The following is a 20,166-nucleotide window of genomic DNA, read 5'->3' on the forward strand; positions in this document are numbered from 1 at the left end:
ACCGTAGCCCCGCCGATGGGGCTCCGCGAGGATTCCCGCATCTTGCGTCTCGACGAGCGCCGGTAGGATTGGGATGCCCGTGATCACGGGTTCTCCCCGTACCTTCCGACCATTGGAGCCACCGTGGCCGAACAGTCCCGTCTTGACAAGGTCATCAGCCTGGCCCGCCACCGCGGGTTCGTGTTCCAAGCGGGTGAGATCTACGGCGGTTCCCGTTCGGCCTGGGACTACGGGCCCCTCGGCACCGAGCTCAAGGAGAACATCCGCCGCGAGTGGTGGCAGACCTTCGTCCGCGGTCGCGGCGACATGGTGGGCCTGGACTCGTCGATCATTCTGCCCAAGCGCGTGTGGGAGGCCTCCGGCCACGTCGCGACGTTCAGCGATCCGCTCGTCGAGTGCCTCCAGTGCCACAAGCGTTTCCGTGCCGACAACCTCATCGAGGACTTCGAGGCGCGCAAGGGCCGCAAGGCCGAAAACGGTCTGGCCGACATCCCGTGCCCCAACTGCGGCACGAAGGGGCAGTACACCGAGCCCAAGGCGTTCTCGGGTCTCGTGAAGACCTACCTCGGCGTCGTCGACGACGAGTCCGGACTGTACTTCCTGCGCCCGGAGACCGCGCAGGGCATCTTCGTCAACTTCACCAACGTCCTCACCGCGAGCCGCAAGAAGCCGCCGTTCGGCATCGGCCAGGTCGGCAAGGCGTTCCGCAACGAGATCACTCCCGGCAACTTCATCTTCCGCACGCGCGAGTTCGAGCAGATGGAGATCGAGTTCTTCACGCCGCCCGCCGAGGCGCAGCAGTGGTTCGAGCACTGGGTCGAGGCCTGCTGGGCGTGGTTCATCGACCTCGGCATCGACCCCGAGAACATGCGCCAGTTCGATGTGCCGGAAGACGAACGCGCGCACTACTCCGCCGGCACGATCGACTTCGAGTACAAGTTCGGATTCCCCGGCAAGGAGTGGGGCGAGCTCATGGGCGTCGCCAACCGGACCGACTTCGACCTCTCCAGCCACACCGAGGCATCCGGCCAGAGCCTGACGTACTTCGATCAGGCCTCCGGCGAGCGGTACACGCCGTACGTGATCGAGCCGTCGTTCGGCCTCACGCGGTCGATGATGGCGTTCCTCGTGGATGCCTACGTCGAAGAGGAAGTGCCGAACGCCAAGGGCGGCACCGACGTCCGCACGGTGCTCAAGCTCGACCCGCGTCTCGCGCCGGTCAAGGTCGCCGTGCTGCCGCTCTCGCGCAACGAGAAGCTCTCGCCGCTCGCGCGCGAGGTCGCCGACGGCCTCCGAGGACGGTGGGCGATCGACTTCGACGACGCCGGAGCGATCGGGCGTCGCTACCGCCGTCAGGACGAGATCGGCACCCCGTTCTGCGTCACGGTCGACTTCGACTCGCTCGACGACAACGCCGTGACGGTCCGCGACCGCGACACGATGGCGCAGGAGCGGGTGGCGATCGAGAACCTGCACCAGTACCTGGCCGAGCGGCTCAAGGGCGCCTGACCTCGCCCTGGTGGCGGCGCCGAGCTGACCGCGGCGCCGTCGTGTTCGCCGCGCCATCCGTTCCGGAGGAGAACACCCGAACGGGAGGAGCGATATCGCGATTCAGGCCCTCCGGATCGTGAGTTCTCCTCCCGTCCGGATGCCGTGAAACGATGGTCTCGTGGAGACGACGACCTTCGCCGCGACAGACGGCTTCCCGCACACCGCCCTCGTCGGCGTCACCGGCCCGGATGAGACGCTCGCCGTGCAGGGCGACGCGCAGGCCGTGCTGCCGTTGGCCTCCGTGACCAAGCCGCTCACGGCGTGGGGCGCGTTCGTCGCGATCGAGCGCGGGCTCGTGGATCTGGACGAGCCCGCCGGCCCGGACGGGGCGACCGTGCTCGACCTGCTCGATCACACCAGCGGCCTGCCGATGGAGGGCGACGGACCTCTGCGGCCCGTCGGTGAACGCCGGATCTACTCGAACGCCGGCTTCGACGCCCTGGCCGCGCACGTCGCGGATGCCGTCGGCATGGCGTTCTCCGACTGGATGCTGCGCGAAGTCGTCCTTCCCCTGGGGATGACGCGGACCGACGTGACGGGGCGGCCATCGGCCGACGCGCGCGCGTCGATCGCCGACCTGATGATCTTCGGTCGAGAGGTGCTGCGACCCACGCTGATCCCGGCAGCCCTGCGCGATCTCGCGCTGACCGTGTCGCACGCGGGGCTGCGCGGCATCGTCCCCGGCTACGGGCCGTTCGCCGACAATCAGTGGGGACTCGGGTTCGAGCTCAAGGGCGCGAAGAGCCCGCACTGGCTCAGCGACTCGTTCCCGCCCGAGACGGCTGGCCACTTCGGGGCGCAGGGCAGCTTCCTGTTCATCGACCGATCGCGCGACCTCGCCGCCGCCTTCCTCTCCGGCGTCCCGTTCGGAGACGAGCACAAGCGGATCTGGCCGCCGCTCACTGACGAGATCGTCACGAGATACGGCTCGGCGGGATGACGCCCCCGACGGGGCTCACCCCGCGACAGTGAGCTGCACCTGGTCCGTGCCGCCGGCTTCGACCCAGGCCTGCGAGCGCTCCAGGATGCCGCGGAGAACGTCGAGGTCGACCTGCTCGAGATCCTTGAGGTACAGGCATCCCTTGCCGACCGTGTGAGCACCGAGTCGGCTGAGCGCCTCGGCGTGCGCGTCGACGCCGTCGAAGAGGTAGATCGTGGATGCCGCCTTGCGCGGGGCGAACCCAAGGATCCCGGAGTCCCCTTCGGTGCCGGTGGGGTAGCGGTAATGGCAGGATCCGAACCCGATGATCGTGCCCCACAGCACGGGTTCGCGGCCGGAGACCTCCTGCATGAGCGCGGTCAGCGTCTCGGCATCCCGCCGCCGGCGCTCCGGCGTGACCGCCGCGATGAACGCGCCGACGCTGCCACCGGTCGGCTGCATCACTTCGCGGCCTTCGCCGCGGCTTTCATCGCCTTCTTGTGCTCGCGGACCTTCGAGAGCGACTCGGGCGAGACGATGTCGGCGACGCTGCGGTACGCGCCCTCTTCGCCGTACGGAGCGGATGCCTCGCGCCACCCGTCACCCGTGAAGCCGTACTGCTTGCCGAGGAGAGCGAGGAAGATCTTCGCCTTCTGCTCGCCGAACCCCGGCAGAGCCTTCAGGCGCTTGAGCACCTCTGCGCCGGACGGGTCGCCCTCGGTCCACAGAGCGGACGCGTCGCCGTCCCAGTCGTTCACAAGCGTCTCGCAGAGCGTCTGCACGCGTGCGGCCATCGAGCCGGGGAAACGGTGCACGGACGGCGTCTGCTTGAACGCCTCGAGGAACGCGTCAGGGTCCATGTGCGCGATGGCTGCGGCATCCGCCGCTCCCGTGCGCTGCTTGATCTTCAGCGGACCGGCGAATGCGGTCTCCATGGGCACCTGCTGGTCGAGCAGCATCCCCACCAGCAGGGCCAGCGGGTTCTCGGTCAGCAGTTCGTCGGCGGCGGTGTCTCCGGTGATGTGAAGGGCCATGGTGTCAGTCTGGCACTCGAGCGGGATGTCGGGGCGCCTGTCATCGGGCTGGGCCGCGCGTATAGAGGTCCCGAGGTGAAAGGGCGTTGAGCAACGGCTCGCCGTTCCGGTACCGGCCGATGTTCGCGACGATCGTGTCGATCGACCGCTGTGTCTTGTCCGGCAACTTCGGTGTCGCATGCGGCGTGATCAGCACGTTCGGCATGCTCCACAAGGGCGACGTCTTGGAGAGCGGCTCGCTTTCGAACACATCCAGCCCCGCGCCGGCGATGAGTCCTGATCCGAGCGCATCCACGAGCGCGGTTTCGTCGATCACCGCGCCGCGCGCCAGGTTGATCACGATCGCGGTCGGCTTCATGAGCGCGAACTGCTCTTCCCCGATCAGGTGGTGCGTCTCGTCGGTCAGATTGGTGGCGAGCATGACGAAGTCCGCGTCCGGCAGTGCGTCCGCGGTGCCCGCGCCTTCATCCGCGATCAGCAGCCGGTCGACGTCCGCGGAGCGTTGGCTGCTGCTGCGGGTCAGCACCGTCACGTGCATGCCGAATGCACGCCCCAATGCAGCCATGGCCTTGCCCGTATGCCCGAAGCCGATGACGGTGAGCCGTTGCCCCCAGAGCGCGGGGCGCTCTCGGAACGCCTCACCACCGCTCCAGTCACGTGCGTCCTGCTTGGCGAGTGTCCGGCGGATGTCGTAAGTGAAGTTGAGGGCGAAGAAGAACGCGTGCTGCGCGAGAGCCTCACCGGAGCGGCCCGCTGATCCGGTGACGAGCAGCCCACGGTCGAAGACCTCCTGGCGGGCGGAATCGTTGAGGCCCGCATGGTCGCAGTGCACCCACGCGAGGTGCGGGGCGGCGATTGTCTCCTCGGTCAGATCGCCCGCGAGGACGGCCACGTCGACCTGATCCAGCAGGGTCGAGACGGTCGCCGTGTCGTGGCGCGGGACATGCGTGAAACGCGCCGGCGCGAACGCTTCCCTCAGTTGTGCGATCTCCTCCGCGGCGAAGTCGACGGTCGCGAGTACGTGGTGGATGGAACGCATCGATCCTCCGAGAGCGTTCTCGTTCATAGATGGCTCCGCCAGTTGTGCTGCGGTGAGTAGCCGAGCATCCGCTTCGCCTTCTCGTTCGAGAACAGGCTCTGGTGCGTGTCGAGAGCACGGGTCAGTCTGCTGGTCGGATGGAAATGAGCCAGGAGCTCCGCAGTCGAGGTGGTCATGACGGTGTCGTCGGCGGCGAGGATGAACCGTTCGTACCCGGGCGCGAGATGCTCGCACGCCAACACGACGCCCTGAGCGGCGTCGCGCACATCGGTGTAGCTCCAGAGGTTGTACCCGCGTGCTCGAGCGTCCTCTTCGTAGCGTGCGAACTCGGCATACATCTCGGGAAGGACGATGGTGGTGAGCATCATCGCACTGATGCTCAACTCGGGGTCCTCGGCGGCCATCTGCTGTGCGACGCAATCCTCGAGGTACTTGACCGTGCCGTATTCATGACTCACGCGATACGACGTCGGCGACGTCTCCACGATCGGCAGTTCGGCGGGTGAGGTCTCGAAGGGAAGCCCGAGGATGGTCTCGCTCGATGCGAAGACGATCTTGCGGACCGAAGCCCGCCGTGCGGCGGTGAGGACGTTGTACGACGTCAGCATGTTGTTGCGGAACAGGACGTCGCCGGCGACACGTGCACGGCCGGGCATGCCTGCGAGATGGATGACGGCGTCGAAACGTCCGCGGCCGATGACCGATTCCACGCTCGCGAAGTCGGTGAGATCGAGGATCGATGAGTGCGCGCCTAGCTCGCCCTGGCGATCGACGACCGTGACCTGATGTCCTCGACTCTGCGCGTATGAGGTGGCCTCGCTTCCGAGTCGGCCATTGCCTCCGGTGATCGCGATCTTCACGTTATGCTCTTTCCACGCTGGTTGGTAGATCGATACACTAGCGGACACCGTCGCACGGCGCGACCGAGCACGAAGGAGTTCTCACCTCATGGCCACCATCGGATTCATCGGACTCGGGGTGATGGGGCGCCCGATGGCGTCCAACCTCATCGCCGCCGGGCACCACGTCGTCGGTACGGCCCGTTCGGCGTCGACCCTCGAACGGGCTGCCCAGGCCGGGATTCCTGTGGAGCGTTCCCTCGCCGATGCGATCGGCGGCGCCGACCTCGTGATCACGATGCTTCCCGATTCACCGGACGTGGAGCGGGTGGCACTGGGGCCGGGTGGGATCCTCGAGCATATTGCGCCAGGGGCCGCGTACATCGACATGAGCACGATCAGTCCGGGCGTCGCTCGCTCGGTGGCGACGGCGTTCGGCGACGCGGGCCATCCCGCGCTGGATGCGCCGGTGTCCGGAGGGGAGGCGGGCGCGATCGAAGGCACGCTGTCGATCATGATCGGCGGAGACGCCGCGGTGATCGAAGAGCAGCGCGGAGTCCTCGCAGCGATGGGATCGACGATCACGCACGTGGGCCCTGCGGGAGCCGGGCAGGTGGTCAAGGCGGCGAATCAGCTCATCGTGGCCGCTCACCTGCAGGCCCTTGCGGAGGCCGTGATGTTCCTGGAGTCACAGGATGCGGACGTCGAGGCGGCACTCACGGCGGTCTCACGTGGCCTCGCCGGCAGCACGGTCATCGATCGGAAGGTCGCTGGCGTGCTGGCCGGTGAATTCGAGCCCGGCTTCCGGTTGGAGTTGCATCACAAGGATCTGCGCATCGTCGCGGATGCGGCGGCGGCCACCGGAACGCTGCTGCCGATCACCCGCACGGTGACGGGATTCGTGGCTGACCTCGTAGCGGCAGGTGGCGGCGGCCTCGATCATTCGGCCCTCGTGCTGCACGCTCGTGAGCTCAACCGTTCGGAACTCTCGTGACGAGCGCCATCGTCTGTGCAGGTGCTGTGGCCGAAGTGCAGCGGTCGGCGCGCCTGCCTGAGGTGACGAGACCGGGCTGGTGGAACGAGGCGTTCGGGGTATTCCAGACGAACCTCCGCGAGATCGATGCGACGCTCGACGTGGAGGCGGTGCTCGACGACATCGAGTCGCACGGCGCCACGGCCTGGTTGCTCAACGTGGGCGGCATCCTCGCCCACTATCCGAGCGACCTGGACTTCCACACTCGCAACCCGCACCTCGCCGACCGCCCCGGCGGTGATCTCGTCCGCGACGCCATCGATGCCGCGCGCCGTCGTGGTATCCGTCTGCTCGCCCGGATGGACTTCTCGAAGGTGACGCCCGAAGTCATCCGATCGCATCCGGAGTGGGCGTACCGTGCCGCAGACGGAGGGCTGCAGGTGTACGAAGGCCTCGTGAGCGTGTGTCCGAACGGCGGGTATTACCAGAGCGCGATGTTCGAGATCGTTGACGAGGTGATCCGTCGTTATCAGGTGGATGGATTCTTCTTCAACTGGTTCGGGTTCAACGAGGTCGACTATGGCGGCACCCGGCACGGCCCCTGTCATTGCGCATCATGTCGCGCCGCTTTCCTCGACGCCACGGGCCACGCGCTTCCCGTCGACGAAGCCGATCCGATCCACCGGGTGTGGAAGCTGTTCGCGCAGCGGACGATCGATGCCTTGACCGCGAGGATCAGCGCGCACATCGCGGAGCGATGCCCGGACTCCGCGCTCATCCTCGGACGCTCCGCTGACGTGCTGTTCCACGAAGCCAACAATGCGATCGGCCGGCCGTTCTGGCCGCATGCGACAAGTGAACAGGTCAGTGCATCGAGAGTGGCGCAACCGGACAAGCCGGCGCTCGTGAACGCGGTGGCGTTCTTCGACATGCCCTATCGGATGGCGGACGAGCAGCCAGAGATGATCAGGCAGTATCTGGTCCAGGCGGTTGCGCGCGGTGCGAATCCATCGACCTACATCATGGGCTCGACCCGCGGAATCCGATATGACGGGCTTGCCGCGGCCGCCGAGGTGACCCGATTGGTCACCTCGAACGCCCGGGTGTACTCGGGGCTCAGAGCATGCTCGCCGGTCGCGCTCGTCCGGCCGGATGGACTGCGCGCGGACGGTCCGGGTCATGCGCAGGCACGTGCGGAGTTCATGGGCTGGTTCGTGGCGATGCAGGAGACGCACCTGCCTTTCGACGTGCTGCCGGCTGAGGCCATCGCTCGGGAGCCACTCGACCGATTCTCGGTCGTCGTGCTCCCCGACATCGTGACGCTGACAACGGAGCAGGACGCGGCGATCGAAGGCTACATCGAAGCAGGCGGACATGTGGTGGCATCCGGGGGCAGCGGGTTGGTGGGTCCTTCCGGGGTCGCGAACTGGTCGGCGGCTCAGCGCGTCATCGGAACCGAGGCCGATGATTCCGTCATGCTCTCCTCCTACATCCAGCTGGATGACGCGACGCACGTCGAAGGTTCGGCACTCATCCCGAGGCATGGCCGCCTGTACGGCGTGCAATGGCGCGGTGACGCGCGGCAGACACTGCCCGTCGTCGAGCGGGCGCCCTTCGGTCCTCCGGAGAAGGCGTACGGACACGTGGTGAGCACCGCCGCAGCGGCAGCCACCCGTGTGGCGGGAGCAGGCAGCGTCACGCAGCTGGCGTGGGCGGTGGGCGCGAACTACGGCCTCTTCGGATTGACTCGCATCCGAGAAGTTGCGGTGTCGCGAGTGCGAGAGCTTCTGGGGAAGGCGCCGATCGAGGTGGATGCCCCGGATCAGATCGAGGTCGTCTTGGGGCGGTCATCCGCAGGGCTTGTGATCCACCTCATCAATCACACCGGGTGGCGCAGGAACGGTTGCGGACCTGCGGTTCCGATCCGTGGGGTGCGGCTGCGAGTGCCTGGAGCGGGGGCGAGAGCCGTCGCTGAGTCCATCGTCATCCCCGGCGCGTTGACGAGCGCGAATGAGGGCGCCGACCTCGTACTGTCCATCGCCGAGGTGCGCGACTTCGAGGCGATCGTCGTGAGCGGGATCTAGTCCGTCCGGCCGCGGCGGAAGTCTTCCTGTGCTCTCGACAGATGCTGAGACAGTGCCTGTGCTGCGGCTTCGCCGTCACCGTCCCGGATCGCCGCGAGGATCTTCTCGTGTTCGCCGTGACTGCGGTGGGCTCCGTTCGGGTTGCGTCGCTGCACTTGCACCATGGCGATGTGGGCGCGACCCATGAGCATGCCGTGCAGGTCTGCGAGGTTCCGCAGACCCGCCGCTGCGACGAGCGCGGTGTGGAAAGCGACGTCAGCGGTTGCGACCGCATCGCGGTCGCCTCTCTCCGCGGCGCTGATCAGCTCCGCTTCCGCCTTCTCCGCGGCGCTCGGCAGAGTGCCTGAGGCGGCCGAAAGACGCACGGCAGCACCCTCGATGATCTGTCTTGTTTCGTACAGGTCGATGACATCCCTCTCGGTGAGCAGAGGGATCTGTGCGGAGCGATGCGGGAGACGTTCGAGGAACCCAGCCGAGACGAGCCGTTCCACGGCGGCCTTCGCGGTGGAACGGGCCACACCGAAGTCCTCGGAGACGCGAACCTCGGTGAGCGACGATCCGGGTTCGTACTCGGAGTTGATGATGGCGAGACGCAATGACTCCGCGACGGCGTCCACGAGGGAGACGGTGCGGACCGACAGAGCTGGCATGGAGCCTCCGTGAGGTATTTCGTCAATCATCGCATTGAAGATTGTCCTACGAGTTTACATGTCGTATGGTGTTACACAGTGGCCAACTCGACAGGGGGTTCATCCCGCCGATCACACGCCACTCGACGTCAACCGTCGCATTGTCGCGACACGGAAAGGACTGCACCAAATGCACATCCATACACCCGAAGGGATGAGTGCGGTCCGAGTGGAACGGCGCATCGGCGACGTCAGCATCGGTGCGATCGGGCTCGGGACGCAGAACCTCTCGGTGCCCGGGCGCCCGGAAAGGGCGACGGCCATCGCGACGGTGCACGCGGCGCTGGACTCCGGGGTCACCTTCTTCGATTCGTCGGATGCGTACACGACCGAGCAGGATGGGCAGGGGCATAACGAACTGCTTGTCGCAGAGGCGCTCAAGCGCTACGACGGCGACACGTCGAAGGTGATCCTCTCGACCAAAGGCGGCCTCATCTACCGAGACGGTGCGATGTGGATCAGGAACGGGGCGCCCGCCTACCTCAAGGAAGCGGCGAAGGCATCGCTCAAGCGGATCGGCGGAGATGCGCTGGATCTCTATCACTTCCACAAGAAGGATCCGAACCACGACTTCGGGGACTCCATCACAGCGCTGCGGGATCTCCTCGACGAGGGGATCATCAAGCGCGCAGGCGTCTCGAATGTCGACCTCGACGAGATCCTTCTCGCGCAGGAGATCCTCGACGGGCGCCTGAGCTCGATCGAGAATCACTTCTCGATCGGTCATCGGGGGCAGCAGGCGGAGATGGAGTATGCCGCTGCGAACGGCATCGCCTATCTGCTCTGGGGGCCGCTCGGAGGTCTGGGCGGGGCGGCGAGCATCGCGGAGCGACACCCTGCCCTTGGCCGGATCTCGATCGAGCGGGGCGTGAGTCCCCAGCGCGTCGCGCTCGCCTGGGAGCTGCGGCAGTCATCGACCGTGGTGCCGATCCCCGGCGCCGTCTCGCCTGAGCAAGCCGCTGATTCCGCCGCCGCGTCATCGCTCGTACTGAGCGATGACGAGGTCGCCCGGCTCGACTCCGACACCGGACAGGACGCGTGAGCGCGATGTGCCATTCGTGCTCGGCCGCCTGAGAACTGGACTGTCGGCATGCGTGTCACAGCGTTGACTTGCGTGAGGTGTATCGAAATACTTGGGACCTCGACAAGCGGTCCTCGCCCATCGGGCAACCATCCATAGGTCGGCCATCAACCAGAGTCCGCTCGAGCCATCGAGCACGACTCGTCCCCCAGAACAGATCACACGAAGGAGTGTCATGAATGCGTTCGAAGGTGTACCCAACCTGAAGACGAGTCGCCGCGGTTTCCTCGGTCTCCTCGGATTCGCCGTCATCACCCCGGTCCTCGCGAGTTGCACCACTGCCGCCGGCTCCGGCAACACGGCCGCCAGTGGCCCCGTGGGCATCCCCGACGGCGTCCTACCGAACTACGTGCCGGTCGAGTACGTCGCTCCCGACATCCCGGGCGTGGACGGGTCGACGCCCGGATTCCTCGAGTGGCCGAAACTCGTGAAGTCGGTGGACAAGGTCCCGGGTGTCGGCGGGTCGTACACGGCGATGACTCCGACCTACGGCAATGTCGTTCCCGGTCTCTCGGACAGCAAATACCTGCAGCAGGTCAACGAGGAGATCGGCGCCAAGTTCGACTTCAGATTCACGGACAACAACGCGTATCCGGACAAGCTCCAGGCGATCTTCGCGTCGGCCAAGGACGTGCCGGACTTCGTCACCATCGCCGAGCACAACATCCCGGCCCGCTTCGACCAGGCGCTGCCCGGCCTGTTCCAGGACATGGGGGAGTACCTGAGCGGCGACAAGGTCGAGAAGTATCCCAATCTCGCGAACATCCCCACGAACGCTTGGCGATCGTGCGTGTTCGAGGGCAAGCTCTACGGACTTCCGTATCCATCTGACCGCATGTCGGGTGCATCGTTCTACCGGAAAGATCTGTTCGACGAGATGGGCATCACCGAGATGCCGAAGAACGCGCAGGATTTCTTCGACCTCACAGTGGAGATCACGGACGAGAAGGCCGGACGCTGGGCGGGCAACGATCTGTCCGAGACGGCCAAACTGATCTATGCCGTGCCGCCCAAGTGGAAGCTCGAGTCGGGCGAGCTCGTGCACAAGTATGAGAGCGACGAATACCGGGGGTACCTCGAGTTCGCGGCGAAGCTCTTCGCAGCAGGAGTGATCCACCCCGATGCTGTCGCCGGCAACAGCGGTGAGAACAAGGCGCGCTTCGAGTCCGGCAAGGTGCTGTTGACCTACGACGGTTATTCCGGGTGGATCGGCTCGCATGTGCGCACGGTGCCGACGACGCCGACGTACAACCAGCAGCCCCTGCCGTGGTTCGTCCACGACGGCTCGACCCCACGCTTCTTCGTCAGCAATCCGGCAAAGATCATGACCTTCGTGAAGAAGCAGGAGGATCCGACCCGCATGGACGAGATCCTGGACCTGCTCAACTACATCGCGGCGCCCTTCGGCACCACCGAGCAGGCGCTGCTGCAGAACGGTTTCGAAGGCGTCCACTGGGAGGCCGATCCCACGACGGGAGCACCGGTCAAGACGGAACTCGGTCTCAAGGAGGTCGCCTCGACGTACCAGTGGCTCGTCCGTCCGCCGGTGACGCAGAGCGCGCCGCAGTATCCGGACCTCGTCACCGACTACTGCAACTTCATGGCCGACTCGATGCAGTACGGGGTCGAGCCCGAGTTCTATGGCATGCAGATCCTCGAACCGGTGCGACTCGCGAGCCTGTCGCAGCCCTTCAATGACCTGGAGAGCGACATCGTCCGCGGGCGCAAGTCCCTCGACGATCTCGACGCGGCCGTAGCGACGTGGAAGAGCAGCGGCGGCGACGAGCTGCGGGAGTTCTACGCAGGATATCTGGACGTCTGATCGTGAGCGTCGCCACTCGCCTCGGACCGGGCATCAGTGCCCCGGTTGAGGAAGATCGCGCTAGGGAACAGCCGGCCCCGACAGCCGAGCCGCGCCGCAAAGGGGTCTGGCTCCGGTTCAAGCAGGACCGATCATTGCTGCTGATGACGTTGCCCGTCGTTGTGCTGCTGATCATCTTCGCCTACATCCCGATGCTGGGCAACGTCGTGGCGTTCCAGGAGTATTCGCCCTACGTGGGCATCGGTGGGAGCCCCTTCATCGGCTTCGACAACTTCGCCCGATTGCTGCAGGACCCGGCGTTCTGGCACGCGCTCGGAAACACACTCGCCATCACTGCGTTCCAGCTGGTGTTCTTCTTCCCGCTGCCGATTCTGCTCGCGATCCTGCTGAACAGCCTCATGCAGCCGTGGCTGCGCACGATGATCCAAGGAATCGTCTTTCTCCCGCACTTCTTCAGCTGGGTGATCATCGTCACGGTGTTCCAGCAGATCCTGGGCGGGGCCGGGTTGATCAGTCAGCACCTGCGCGCGGTCGGCGCGGAGCCTCTGAACATCATGACGAACCCTGACACGTTCATCCTGTTGCTCACGTCGCAGACGATCTGGCGCGACGCGGGATGGGGCATCGTGGTCTTCCTCGCTGCGCTTTCATCGATCGATCCGTCGCAGTACGAGGCGGCCGCCGTCGACGGGGCTTCGGGCTGGCGCAGAATGTGGCACATCACCTTGCCGGCACTGCGCCCTGTGATCATCCTGCTGCTCATCCTGCGCCTCGGCGATGCGCTGTCGGTCGGCTTCGAACAGCTCATCCTGCAACGCGACGCGGTCGGGGCGGAGGCCTCCGAAGTGCTCGACACCTTCGTGTACTACTCCGGTGTCGTGTCCGGAGACTTCAGCTACGGCGCCGCTGCGGGTCTGCTGAAGGGCATCATCAGTCTGATCCTCGTGTTGCTGGCGAACAAGGTGGCGCACATGTTCGGCGAGGCGGGGGTGTACAAGAAATGACCGCTCATCCTTCCACCGAAGCGCTGATCACTCGCAAACCATCGGGCGGACTGCTGTCGAGGATCTGGCACTACCAGCCGGTGAAACGCCCTGCCTGGCAGGAGAAGCCTTCGCTGATCGTGACGATCAGCAAGGTCGTGACCCTGGTGGTCGTGTGCTTCGCCGTGCTGTTCCCCCTCTGGGCTGTCGTCCTCACGAGCTTCTCCACGCAGTCCGCGATCACCGAGGCCGGTGGGCTCGTGATCGTCCCGAACGGTCTCACCACGGTCGCGTACACGCAGATCCTCTCCGGAGGGGTCGTCACCAAGGCAGTCGGTGTCACCGTCTTCGTGACCGGAGTCGGGACAGCGCTCAGTGTGGTGGTCTCGGTTCTCGCCGCCTGGGGCCTCTCGCGGCCCGGCTCGCTGCTGCATCGGCCGATTCTCTTCCTGATCATCATCACCATGTTCTTCGGCGCCGGCATCATCCCGATGTACCTGCTCGTCTCCGGGCTCGGTCTCATCAACTCGGTCTGGGCGCTGATCCTGCCCACTGCGGTGTCGGCGTTCAACATCCTGATCGTGCGCAATTTCTTCCAGAGCATCGATCAGGGCATCATCGACTCCGCGCGGATCGACGGTGCGGGGGAATGGCGAATCCTGGCGACGATCGTCGCTCCGATGTCCAAGCCCGTCATCTCCGTCGTCGCGCTCTTCTACGGAGTGGGCTATTTCAATGCCTTCTTCAACGCGATCCTCTATATCAACGACAACGACAAGTGGCCGCTGCAGCTGGTGCTGCGGGCATACGTGCTCCAAGGGCAGAGCTTCGTCAACAGCGGCACGCTCGACACGGTCGCGCTGGACCAGGCGCAACCGGCCTCGTTGGCGATCCAGATGGCAGTCGTCGTGCTCGCCGTGATCCCGATCCTCGTCGTGTACCCCTTCGTGCAGCGGCACTTCAAGAGCGGCATCCTCATCGGTGCCGTCAAGGGGTGACGACCCGGTATCCGCACTCCGCATCGACCATACGAAACACCGATACACGCTTGGGAGCAAGCATCCACATGACTGAACGAAACACACCTATTCGCGTCACGGTCTGGGGCGAGAACCGGCACGAGAAGACGGACGCGATCGTGCAGGAGCTGTACCCGGACGGGATGCATGCCACGATCGCCGACGGCATCCGGGAACATCTCGGATTCGAGGCTGTCGTGCGCACCGTCACGCTTGACGACGACGAGCACGGACTCACCGACGACGTGCTGGCGGAGACCGACGTGCTCACCTGGTGGGGGCATCGCGCCCATCAGGAGGTCAGCGACGAGGTCGTCGACAGGGTGCAGAAGCATGTCCTCTCAGGAATGGGGTTGCTGGTGCTGCATTCGGGACACTTCTCCAAGATCTTCAAACGGCTCATGGGGACGACCTGCTCCTTGCGTTGGCGCAATGAAGACGACCGTGAGCTCGTGTGGACCGTCGACCCGGCGCATCCGATCGTCAAGGGGGTGCCGAACCCGATCGACATCCCACAGCAGGAGATGTACGGCGAGTTCTTCGACGTTCCGACGCCGGACGAGACAGTGTTCATCTCCAGTTTCAGTGGTGGGGAGATCTTCCGCTCCGGGCTCACCTACAAACGCGGGCGCGGGCGCATCTTCTACTTCAGCCCTGGTGATCAGGCCTATCCCGTGTATCACCACCCCGATGTGCGCCGCGTCCTCGCCAACGCGTGCGTCTGGGCGGCCAACCCGGGCGAGCGGATCCTTCCGGCGCTGGCTCGCACCATGCCGGTGCTGAGCGCGGTGGGCGCCGGATGAGCGCCCGCACGCTGCGCGTCGTCGTCGTCGGCGCCGGCAACATGGGACGCCGATGGATTTCGATCGCTGAGGAGTCCGCGGCATTCGAACTCGTCGGCGTCGTCGACATCTTCACTGGAGGAGCGCGTGCGGCTGTCGAGGCAATCGGACGCCCGGACCTGCCCGTCGCCGCGACGCTCGCGGAGATGCTCGAGCGGGTCGAGACGGATGCGGTGGCGAACGTGACGATTCCTGCCGCTCACTTCGGTGTGACAGTCACGGCTCTCGCACGCGGTCTCCACGTCGTCAGCGAGAAGCCGGCTGCGGCCACTCTCGCCGAAAGCGTGGCGCTCACGGCTGCCTCCGAGGCGCACGACCGTCTGTTCGTGGTGAGCCAGTCGCGCCGACACAACTCACAGCTGCACGAGCTCAAGAGCCAGGCATCAGGACTCGGGCGTCTCGGAATCGCGACGACCGAGTTCTTCAGGGCGCCGCACTTCGGCGGTTTCCGAGACGAGATGGCTCACCCGCTGCTCCTCGACATGGCGATCCATCCCTTCGATTCCGCGCGTTTCCTGCTCGACGCCGATCCTGTCGCGGTGTACTGCGAGGAGTACAACCCGAGCTGGAGCTGGTACGCGGGCGACGCGGCGGCGACCGCGATCTTCGAGATGACCGGGGGCGCCCGTTACATCTACACGGGCAGCTGGGCGAGCCCGGGGGCCGAGACCTCCTGGAACGGATCCTGGCGCGTGAGCGGCGAGAACGGCAGCGCGATGTGGAACGGTGACGAACCCCCTCGCAGCGAGCCGGAAACGCAGGCGGCGAGCGAAGGACTCCGATACGGCGGAGTCGCGGAGTCGCTCCATTCCTTCGCCGCTGCCGTGCACGTCGGTGGAACCTGTTCGGGCGAAGTGCATGAGAACATCCTGAGCCTCGCGATGGTCGAGGCCGCGGTGATCTCCGCCCGGCGAGGCCAGCGTATTCGGATCGACGATGTCCTCGAGGAGGCGCGTGCGGAGGCGATCCGCGCTGCCGCCGAACGCGGCGACGAGCAGATCCGCGCGGTGCTGGACGGGTGGGGCGACGCGGGTGAGCACCTGCGCGCCTGGCGCGCCACCAGTCCTGCCGGGGCCGACCTCGACGTGGCGAGGGTCTGAGTCAGCTATGGATCGTCGCAGTCGAAGCGCGCAGCACGAGCTCAGGGTTCCTCAACACGGCGTCCCCTTGCGGCTGCTCGCCGAGCAGACGCAGCAGGGTGATCGCGGCTGCACGCCCGCGTTGCTCCGCATCGCGCACGACCGTGGTGAGCGCCGGGGTCATCCACTCGCCGAGGTCGGCTCCGCCGTAACCGATGACCGACAGATCTTCGGGCACGCGCACGCCGATCTCGGCGGCCGTTCTGATGCTCGCGATGGCCATGGCATCGGAGGCGTAGAGGATGGCGGTCGGGGGCGTCGCGAGCGCGAGCAGACGCCGCGTCTCCTCGGCTGCGCGTTCGGGGACGTAGTCGGCGAAGACGTCCGCCAGCGGAGTGAGGCCATGCGTGGTCAGCGCGGTCCGGAAAGCCGCGCGGCGGGCCTCCGACTGGTAGCGCCCCGGCGTGCCGCCGATATAGGCGATACGGCGGTGCCCCAACTGGTGCAGATGCCGGACAGCGTCCTCGACACCGGCTTCGGGATTCGGGGATTCGACGTGAGCGATCGTGGTTCCGGGAAAGGGCGTGCCGACCAGGACGGCGGGCATGCGGTTGTCCGCGAGCACGTCGAAGCGAGGATCGTGCTCGCCACCATCGGTGAGGATCATGCCGTCCACCCGACGGGTCTCGGCGACCCGACGATAGGCAGCGAGCTGAGCTGCGGGGTCTCGGCCGACGGCGTAGAGCAGGAGCCCATAGTCGAACGGGGCGAGCTCGGACTCTATGCCTGCGAGGAACGACGCTGTGCCGAACCCGATGTCCACGCGATCGTTCGGCTTGTCCAAGACGAGGCCGATCGTCTGCGAGCGAGAGCGGCGCAGCGCCGTGGCCGTCGCGCTGGGCGTCCAGTTGAGTTCACGGGCTGCCTCTTGGATGCGCCTCGTCGTCTCGGCGGAGATGCTGCCCGTGCGATTGAACACCTTCGACACCGCGGCGCGCGACACTCCGGCCCGGGCCGCGACATCGGCGATCGTCGCGCGCGTCCGTCTGCCGGAGTCCGCCGATTCCGGGTGCATATCGCTCATCGCACTCCTGTCCGCGTCGTGTCGCGTATATCGATAACCGCCGCGAATCATCTTGTCACAGGGACAATCCCCAGAACGGACGGCTCATGACCTCCTCGATCGTCGCCAACGTCTCACTGCTCTTCGCAGACCTCGCAGTTCTCGAAAGGTTCCAGGCTGCGAGAGCCGCGGGCTTCCACCTCGTGGAATCGTGGTGGCCCTTCGACACGGCATCGCCTTCGAGCATCGAAGTCGATGCGTTTCTGCGAGCGATCGATGAGGCAGGCGTGAGCCTCGTGGCGCTCAACCTGTACGCCGGTGACATGGCCGCGGGTGAGCGCGGGGTGCTCTCTCACCCGGGGCGGGAAGTGGATCTGCAGCGCTCGCTCGCGGCGACGGAGCAGATCGCGCAGAACACGGGTTGCGCGCTGTTCAACGCACTGTACGGTTTGCGCCTCAACGGTGTCAGCGACGAGGCCGCGCTCGACGTCGCGCTGACCAATCTCACACGCGTCGCCGCCGCGCTCGATGGCGGGACGCTGCTTCTCGAACCGCTCAGCAGCGCGGCGAACACCGGCTACCCGCTCGGCTCTCTCGATGACGCCGAACGAGTGCGCTCCCGCGCTGTCGCAGAAGGGATCGATTCGGTCGCGTTGCTGTTCGATTCGTTCCACCTGGCGTCCAACGGCATGGATCTCGAGGCCCAGATCCGTGACCACGCCGAACACATCGCTCATGTGCAGCTCGCTGATGATCCGGGGCGCGGCGCACCGGGAACAGGCGATGTCGACTTCCCCGGTGTCCTGCGGGCGCTCGCGAAGGTCGGCTATTCAGGGCACATCGCCGCCGAGTACATCCCTGGACCGCATGCGGTGAGCGCTGAGGCGCTCGCGGCTGCGCTCGGGGCGGATCGAGAGGTCGCACGATGAGCACTGTCGAATCCATGTCGATCCCGTCCGCCGCCGCGGTCGACATCGAACGCGCTGCGTTGCCCTGGTACGAACGGGCGATGCGCTGGGCGCAGTTGACGATGGTCGGCGACGATCCACGGCCGGGCAGCGGGTTCGATCCCGGTTTCTGGATCGACTACATGCGCGACATCCGCGCGGATGCCGCGTGTCTGAATGCCGGGGGGTACATGGCGTTCTATCCGAGTGATGTCGAGGGGCATTACCGCAGCCCGTACCTCGGCGACAGCGATCCGTTCGGCGACCTCGTACGCGGCGCGCGAGACCTGGGGCTCGTCGTGATGGCTCGCATCGACTCGCACGCCGTGCACGGGTCGGTTGCGGCGCTTCATCCCGAGTGGCTCAGCCGCGACCGCGACGGCGAGCCCCAGGAGCACTGGTCGGCGCCGAACGTGTGGCTCACGTGTCCCTTCGGCACGTACGCCACTGAGTTCGTGCCCAGGGTCATCACAGAGATCCTCGAGCGCTACGACGTCGATGCGATCTTCGCCAACCGGTGGACGGGCGAGGGGCGATGCTTCTGCGATGGGTGCCGCGCGCAATACCGCGACGCGAGCGGTGGCGCGGACATTCCGCCCCTGCCGACGAGGAACGGCGGCTACACAGCGGAGGAGATCCGCTACCGCCAGTGGTGGGAACGCACGCTGCTCGGCATCGCGCGCACCTGGGATGAGCAGATCCGTGCTCTGAAACCCGAAGCGCGTTTCGTCCCGAACTCCGGAGGCGGCGCACTCAGCGCGATCGATATGTCCGCGCTCGCCGCGCAGTCGGAGATCCTGTTCGCGGACAAGCAGGCCCGGAGCGGGCTGAGTCCTGCGTTCACGAGCGGACGTCACGCCAAGGAGTTCCGAGCGGTCATGGGGAACAAGCCGGTCGGCGGTATCTTCAGCATGGGCATCGAAGAAGCCCATCGCTGGAAAGACTCGGTCCAGGTCGCCGAGGAGATCCGGATGTGGGTGGCATCGGCCACGGCGAACGGTGTCCGCGCCTGGTTCACCAAGTTCGCTGGCACCGTTCACGACACCCGCTGGCTCGACGTCGTCAAGAGCATCTATCTCTGGCACGCCGAGAACGAGCGGTACCTCCGCAACACGCGCTCGATCGCCGATATCGGTCTCGTCTACTCCCAGCAAAGCGCGCGTGCCTTCGACGGAGCGGAATCCGAGAGGACGGTGCAGCGCCCCATTCTCGGCTGGTACCAGATGCTCGTCGAGGCGCGAATGCCGTTCGACATGGTGCACGACCAGCTGCTCGACGCCGCCGCGCTGCAGAAGTATCGCGTACTGATCCTGCCCAATACCGTCGCGATGTCGGATCGGCAGGCCGATCAGCTCCGCGAATTCGTCGCGCGCGGAGGGACGCTCGTGGCCACATATCGAACGAGCCTGTTGGACGAACACGGCCGACCGCGGAAGGACTTCGCCCTCGGCGACCAGTTCGGGGTGAGCGCGCACGGCGTACGCACCGACATCTCGAACTCTTACCTGAGGCTGAGAGCGGCGGCCGAAGGCGACGGAGACGCGGCGGAACGGGTGCTGCGGGGTATCACCGGCACCGACGTCATCATCAACTCCGCCAACAGGGTCGAGGTAACTGTTCGCGACGACCGCGACGTGAGCGAATCGATCTCGCGCACAGTTCCGGTGACGCTCATCGACTCGTACCCCGACCTGCCGATGGAGGACGTGTACCGCCGCGATACCGATGAGAGCAGACCGCAGTTGGTTCTGTCCCAGGTCGGGGCAGGCCGAGTGGCGTACTTCGCGAACGACATCGACAGGGCGTTCAGCGATTTCCTCGTGCAGGACCACTTCGAACTCATGCGCGGCGTGCTCGACTGGGCCAGAGACGCGGCGGAGCTCGTCAGCGTACGCGGCGGCGGTGTCATCGAAGTCGTCGCGTGGGAGCAGTCCTCGTCCATGACCGTGCACCTCGTGAACATGACGAATCCGCGCTACCTCAAGGGTCCGATCGTCGAGCTGCTTCCGAGCCCCGAACAGCTCGTCTCGATAGCGATCCCGGAGGGACGACGGGTTCGACAGGTTCGGCTGCTGCGTTCAGACGCCGACGCGGACGCGCTGATCGTCGACGGACGGGTCGAGCTCACCATCGACTCGGTGCTCGATTTCGAGGTGATAGCGATCGATCTGGAAGAGCTGACGATCGACTTCGACTGAACGA

18 protein-coding genes are annotated in these 20,166 nt (G+C 65.9%); 12 read left to right on the top strand and 6 right to left on the bottom strand.

Annotation, left to right across the window (positions count from 1 at the left end; all coding sequences use genetic code 11):
• Positions 1 to 123 precede the first annotated feature (123 nt).
• Together OED01_RS01215 and OED01_RS01220 are read left to right on the top strand one after the other, a co-directional pair.
• Positions 124 to 1,509, top strand: a complete 1,386-nt coding sequence (locus tag OED01_RS01215; RefSeq protein ID WP_264156591.1) for a glycine--tRNA ligase — start codon at positions 124 to 126, stop codon at positions 1,507 to 1,509.
• 160 nt (positions 1,510 to 1,669) lie between these two features.
• Entirely contained in the window at positions 1,670 to 2,491 is an 822-nt protein-coding gene (locus OED01_RS01220; RefSeq protein ID WP_264156592.1) for a serine hydrolase domain-containing protein, read from the top strand.
• Positions 2,492 to 2,506: 15 nt separating this feature from the next.
• Here the strand turns inward: OED01_RS01220 and OED01_RS01225 are convergent, their stop codons facing one another.
• Genes OED01_RS01225 through OED01_RS01240 form a run of 4 tightly spaced genes read right to left on the bottom strand, consistent with a single transcriptional unit; the run spans position 2,507 to position 5,403 of the window.
• Entirely contained in the window at positions 2,507 to 2,932 is a 426-nt protein-coding gene (locus OED01_RS01225; RefSeq protein WP_264157999.1) for a DUF1801 domain-containing protein, read from the bottom strand.
• Entirely contained in the window at positions 2,932 to 3,504 is a 573-nt protein-coding gene (locus OED01_RS01230; protein ID WP_264156593.1) for an HhH-GPD-type base excision DNA repair protein, read from the bottom strand. Before OED01_RS01230 ends, OED01_RS01225 begins: the two co-directional genes overlap by 1 nt.
• Positions 3,505 to 3,544: 40 nt before the next feature.
• Positions 3,545 to 4,570 carry a D-2-hydroxyacid dehydrogenase gene (locus OED01_RS01235; protein WP_264156594.1) on the bottom strand — a complete coding sequence of 342 codons (1,026 nt, stop codon included), beginning with the start codon at positions 4,568 to 4,570 and terminating at the stop codon, positions 3,545 to 3,547.
• Complete coding sequence (locus OED01_RS01240; protein ID WP_264156595.1) at positions 4,567 to 5,403, bottom strand: NAD-dependent epimerase/dehydratase family protein; 837 nt, start codon at positions 5,401 to 5,403, stop codon at positions 4,567 to 4,569. Before OED01_RS01240 ends, OED01_RS01235 begins: the two co-directional genes overlap by 4 nt.
• An 88-nt stretch (positions 5,404 to 5,491) precedes the next feature.
• On the opposite strand from OED01_RS01240, the gene OED01_RS01245 reads away from it, so the two are divergent.
• Together OED01_RS01245 and OED01_RS01250 are read left to right on the top strand one after the other, a co-directional pair.
• Positions 5,492 to 6,376 carry an NAD(P)-dependent oxidoreductase gene (locus OED01_RS01245; protein ID WP_264156596.1) on the top strand — a complete coding sequence of 295 codons (885 nt, stop codon included), beginning with the start codon at positions 5,492 to 5,494 and terminating at the stop codon, positions 6,374 to 6,376.
• Positions 6,373 to 8,439, top strand: a complete 2,067-nt coding sequence (locus OED01_RS01250; RefSeq protein ID WP_264156597.1) for a beta-galactosidase trimerization domain-containing protein — start codon at positions 6,373 to 6,375, stop codon at positions 8,437 to 8,439. The genes OED01_RS01245 and OED01_RS01250 overlap by 4 nt, the downstream gene beginning before the upstream one ends.
• On the opposite strand, the gene OED01_RS01255 is transcribed toward OED01_RS01250, so the two are convergent.
• Positions 8,436 to 9,089 (bottom strand): GntR family transcriptional regulator, encoded by a 654-nt coding sequence (locus OED01_RS01255; protein ID WP_264156598.1) that lies wholly within the window; start codon positions 9,087 to 9,089, stop codon positions 8,436 to 8,438. The two genes, OED01_RS01250 and OED01_RS01255, sit on opposite strands and share 4 nt — an antisense overlap.
• A gap of 58 nt (positions 9,090 to 9,147) precedes the next feature.
• On the opposite strand from OED01_RS01255, the gene OED01_RS01260 reads away from it, so the two are divergent.
• The 6 genes from OED01_RS01260 to OED01_RS01285 all read left to right on the top strand — a co-directional run bounded on the left by OED01_RS01260 (position 9,148) and on the right by OED01_RS01285 (position 15,975).
• Positions 9,148 to 10,170, top strand: a complete 1,023-nt coding sequence (locus OED01_RS01260; protein ID WP_264156599.1) for an aldo/keto reductase — start codon at positions 9,148 to 9,150, stop codon at positions 10,168 to 10,170.
• A gap of 214 nt (positions 10,171 to 10,384) precedes the next feature.
• Positions 10,385 to 12,031 carry a type 2 periplasmic-binding domain-containing protein gene (locus OED01_RS01265; protein ID WP_264156600.1) on the top strand — a complete coding sequence of 549 codons (1,647 nt, stop codon included), beginning with the start codon at positions 10,385 to 10,387 and terminating at the stop codon, positions 12,029 to 12,031.
• Positions 12,032 to 12,063: 32 nt separating this feature from the next.
• Positions 12,064 to 13,035 carry an ABC transporter permease gene (locus OED01_RS01270; RefSeq protein WP_264158000.1) on the top strand — a complete coding sequence of 324 codons (972 nt, stop codon included), beginning with the start codon at positions 12,064 to 12,066 and terminating at the stop codon, positions 13,033 to 13,035.
• On the top strand, positions 13,032 to 14,012 hold the full coding sequence (locus OED01_RS01275) for a carbohydrate ABC transporter permease (RefSeq protein ID WP_264156601.1): 981 nt from the start codon (positions 13,032 to 13,034) through the stop codon (positions 14,010 to 14,012). Before OED01_RS01270 ends, OED01_RS01275 begins: the two co-directional genes overlap by 4 nt.
• Positions 14,013 to 14,080: 68 nt before the next feature.
• Positions 14,081 to 14,836 (top strand): ThuA domain-containing protein, encoded by a 756-nt coding sequence (locus tag OED01_RS01280; RefSeq protein ID WP_264156602.1) that lies wholly within the window; start codon positions 14,081 to 14,083, stop codon positions 14,834 to 14,836.
• On the top strand, positions 14,833 to 15,975 hold the full coding sequence (locus OED01_RS01285) for a Gfo/Idh/MocA family protein (RefSeq protein WP_264156603.1): 1,143 nt from the start codon (positions 14,833 to 14,835) through the stop codon (positions 15,973 to 15,975). The genes OED01_RS01280 and OED01_RS01285 overlap by 4 nt, the downstream gene beginning before the upstream one ends.
• A 1-nt stretch (position 15,976) precedes the next feature.
• Here the strand turns inward: OED01_RS01285 and OED01_RS01290 are convergent, their stop codons facing one another.
• Positions 15,977 to 17,038 carry a LacI family DNA-binding transcriptional regulator gene (locus OED01_RS01290; protein WP_264156604.1) on the bottom strand — a complete coding sequence of 354 codons (1,062 nt, stop codon included), beginning with the start codon at positions 17,036 to 17,038 and terminating at the stop codon, positions 15,977 to 15,979.
• A gap of 86 nt (positions 17,039 to 17,124) precedes the next feature.
• Here OED01_RS01290 and OED01_RS01295 point away from each other — a divergent pair, with 86 nt between their 5' ends.
• Positions 17,125 to 17,946, top strand: coding sequence for a hydroxypyruvate isomerase family protein (locus tag OED01_RS01295; RefSeq protein WP_264156605.1), 822 nt, complete (start codon positions 17,125 to 17,127; stop codon positions 17,944 to 17,946).
• Positions 17,943 to 20,162 carry an alpha-amylase family protein gene (locus tag OED01_RS01300; protein WP_264156606.1) on the top strand — a complete coding sequence of 740 codons (2,220 nt, stop codon included), beginning with the start codon at positions 17,943 to 17,945 and terminating at the stop codon, positions 20,160 to 20,162. Before OED01_RS01295 ends, OED01_RS01300 begins: the two co-directional genes overlap by 4 nt.
• Positions 20,163 to 20,166: the final 4 nt, after the last annotated feature.

It is taken from the genome of Microbacterium sp. M28 (assembly GCF_025836995.1).
Classification (GTDB): domain Bacteria; phylum Actinomycetota; class Actinomycetes; order Actinomycetales; family Microbacteriaceae; genus Microbacterium.